The sequence below is a fragment of the Bradyrhizobium sp. NBAIM14 genome (assembly GCF_020193895.1).
Taxonomy (GTDB): domain Bacteria; phylum Pseudomonadota; class Alphaproteobacteria; order Rhizobiales; family Xanthobacteraceae; genus Bradyrhizobium; species Bradyrhizobium yuanmingense.
The window spans coordinates 1-2,645 of the sequence record NZ_JADYVQ010000054.1 but is presented as its reverse complement, the minus strand read 5'-3'; the positions used below and the strand labels follow the sequence as shown (position 1 = coordinate 2,645).

Sequence of the window (2,645 nt, the reverse complement as noted above, 5' to 3'; positions counted from 1 at the left end):
TGCCGCGCGGCAATCAGGGTGACAGTGGAGCGTCAATCAGGATGAGAGAGCTTCGCCGGGCTCGTGACGCAGGGAGGGCGTAGCCCGACCGGAGTTACGAGCCCGGCGTCGGCGCGATCCACAGGGGACCGCGCCGACTGGTGATCGCGGCCGGCTGGTTGTGCAAGTGGTTCTTCCGCCAAGAGGAATCACTCGCTTGCCAGGCCGATACATTACCGATCACCAGATGAGGCTCTACATGAAGTACCGTCAGACCGATACCCCGCCAGTGGCCGCCGCCAAGGCGTCGTTCAGTACCTCGACCGCGTATCGCTTCGAGAAGGATCGAAGGCTCCCATCGCAGAAGAAGGGAGCCCGCGGCCGGCGCCGACCGGACCCGTTGGCCGGTGTTTTTGAGACCGAGGTCGTACCGATGTTGAAGGCGGCCCCCGGCGTGCGGGCTGTCGCGATCTTCGAGGAGATGTTGCGCCGCCACCCTGAGCTCGGGGCTGGAATCCGCCGCACGCTGGAGCGCCGGATCCGCGCCTGGCGGGCAATCCACGGCGAGGAGCAGGAAGTCATCTTCCGTCAGACCCACGAAGTGGGTCAGGTCGGCCTGTCCGACTTCACCGACATGGGCGAGCTCGGGGTCACCATTGCGGGCGTGCCGCTCGATCATCGCCTCTATCACTTCCGGCTGGCCTATTCCGGCTTTGAGCACGCGCATGTCGTGCTCGGTGGCGAGAGCTTCGTCGCCTTGGCCGAAGGGCTGCAGAATGCTCTGTGGTCGCTCGGCGGCGCGCCGCGGGAGCATCGGACCGACAGTCTGTCGGCCGCCTTCTGCAATCTGGACCGGAATGCTCAGGACGATCTGACCCGGCGGTACGAGGACCTCTGCGCCCATTACGGCATGCGGCCTTCCCGCAACAATCGCGGCATCGCCCATGAGAATGGGGCGATCGAGAGCTCGCATGGCCATCTCAAGCGGACGATCGCCGATGCGCTGCTGTTGCGCGGCACTGCCGACTTCGATGATCTCGCCGCCTACCGCGGCTTCATCGACGAGATCGTCAGCCGCCGCAATGCCCGCAACGCCAAGCGCATCGACCACGAGCGCGCTACCCTGCAGGCATTGCCAGATCGCCGCACCTCGGACTACGAGGAGGTGATTGTCCGCGTGACGTCAAGCGACGGCTTCACCTTGCGCAAGGTGTTCTACACCGTGCCGTCACGCCTGATCGGCCACCAGCTGCGGGTGCGCCTTTACGATGATCGTCTCGACGTGTTCGTCGGCGGCACCCATCTCGTCACCCTGCAGCGTGGGCGGCCGCATCCCAACGGCAAGCACGACCAGGTCGTCGATTATCGGCACGTGATCCATTCCTTGCGGCGCAAGCCGATGGCGCTGCTCAATCTCGTCTACCGTGATCGGCTGTTCCCGCGCGATGCCTATCGGAAGACCTTCGATCGTTTGCGCGAACGGCTGCCGGACAAGAAAGCCTGCCGGCTCATGGTCGATCTGCTTGCGCTGGCGCACGAGCGCGGCTGCGAGGCCGAACTCGCCGGTCAGCTCGCCGCTGACCTGGACGCCGGCCAATTGCCCGATCTCGGACAGCTGCGCACGCACTTCGCGCCCGATCCTGCCCGTGTGCCGCAGGTCGTGGTGCATCTCGCGCCACTGGCCGCCTATGAGTGCCTTATCGGCACCGCCGAGATCGGAGGTGCCGCATGAACACGGCCAACACCGTCGACACCGCGCGCCTCAATCTGTTGCTCAACGAGCTGCGGCTGCCCGCCATCAAGGTGCTGTGGCCGCAATTTGCTGAGCAGTCCGACAAGGAAGGCTGGCCGGCGGCCCGCTTCCTCCCCATTGCCGAGCACGAGATCGCTGAACGCAGCCGCCGTCGCATCGAGCGCCACCTCGTTGATGCACGGCTGCCAGCCGGAAAGACTTTCGACAACTTCGACTTCGAGGCCGTGCCGATGGTCTCCAAGGCGCAGGTCACCGCGCTCGCCGCCGGCGACGGCTGGCTGGGCAAGGGCGCCAATTTGCTGCTGTTTGGCCCGCCCGGTGGCGGAAAGAGCCATCTCGCAAGTGCTCTCGGCCTCGCTCTGATCGAGAACGGATGGCGCGTTCTCTTCACCAGAACCACCGATCTCGTGCAAAAGCTCCAGGTGGCGCGGCGCGAGCTCAACCTCGAGGCCGCCATCAACCGCCTTGATCGCTTCGATCTCCTGATCCTCGATGACCTGGCCTACGTCACCAAGGACCAGGCCGAGACCAGCGTGCTGTTCGAACTCATCAGCGCACGCTACGAGCGACGCTCGATGCTGATCACAGCCAATCAGCCATTCGGCGAATGGAACAGGGTCTTCCCGGACCCCGCTATGACCCTCGCCGCCATCGATCGGCTTGTCCACCACGCTACCATCGTCGAGATGAACGTCGAAAGCTATCGCAGGCGGACCGCGCTCGAACGAAAACGCGGACCTGGACGCCCGCCGTCACATGCGACACCCAAAACCGTCTCTGATTGACGCTCCGCGACAATCAGAGTTCAAAAAACTCTTGCGCGCGACAATTAACGCGGCAATCATCACCTCGCCGCGACACCGACTCGCCATCCTGATTGTCGTGCGCTTCCCACCCAGATTGTCGCGCTATA

General features: G+C 64.4%; 2 protein-coding genes. Both read left to right on the top strand.

The genetic code is table 11. The annotated features are described in order from the left end of the window. Positions 1 to 196 precede the first annotated feature (196 nt). The gene (istA, locus tag I6F28_RS36935) at positions 197 to 1,711 is read left to right on the top strand and encodes an IS21 family transposase (protein ID WP_524536134.1); all 1,515 of its coding nucleotides are present in this window, start codon (positions 197 to 199) and stop codon (positions 1,709 to 1,711) included. Continuing rightward, positions 1,708 to 2,517, top strand: a complete 810-nt coding sequence (gene istB / locus I6F28_RS36930) for an IS21-like element helper ATPase IstB (RefSeq protein WP_225143907.1) — start codon at positions 1,708 to 1,710, stop codon at positions 2,515 to 2,517. Before istA ends, istB begins: the two co-directional genes overlap by 4 nt. The last annotated feature ends 128 nt before the right edge of the window (positions 2,518 to 2,645 follow it).

Excerpts from the sequence above, each read along its gene's own strand:
- istB (WP_225143907.1), top strand. The coding sequence starts at position 1,708 with ATGAACACGGCCAACACCGTCGACACCGCGCGCCTCAATCTGTTGCTC.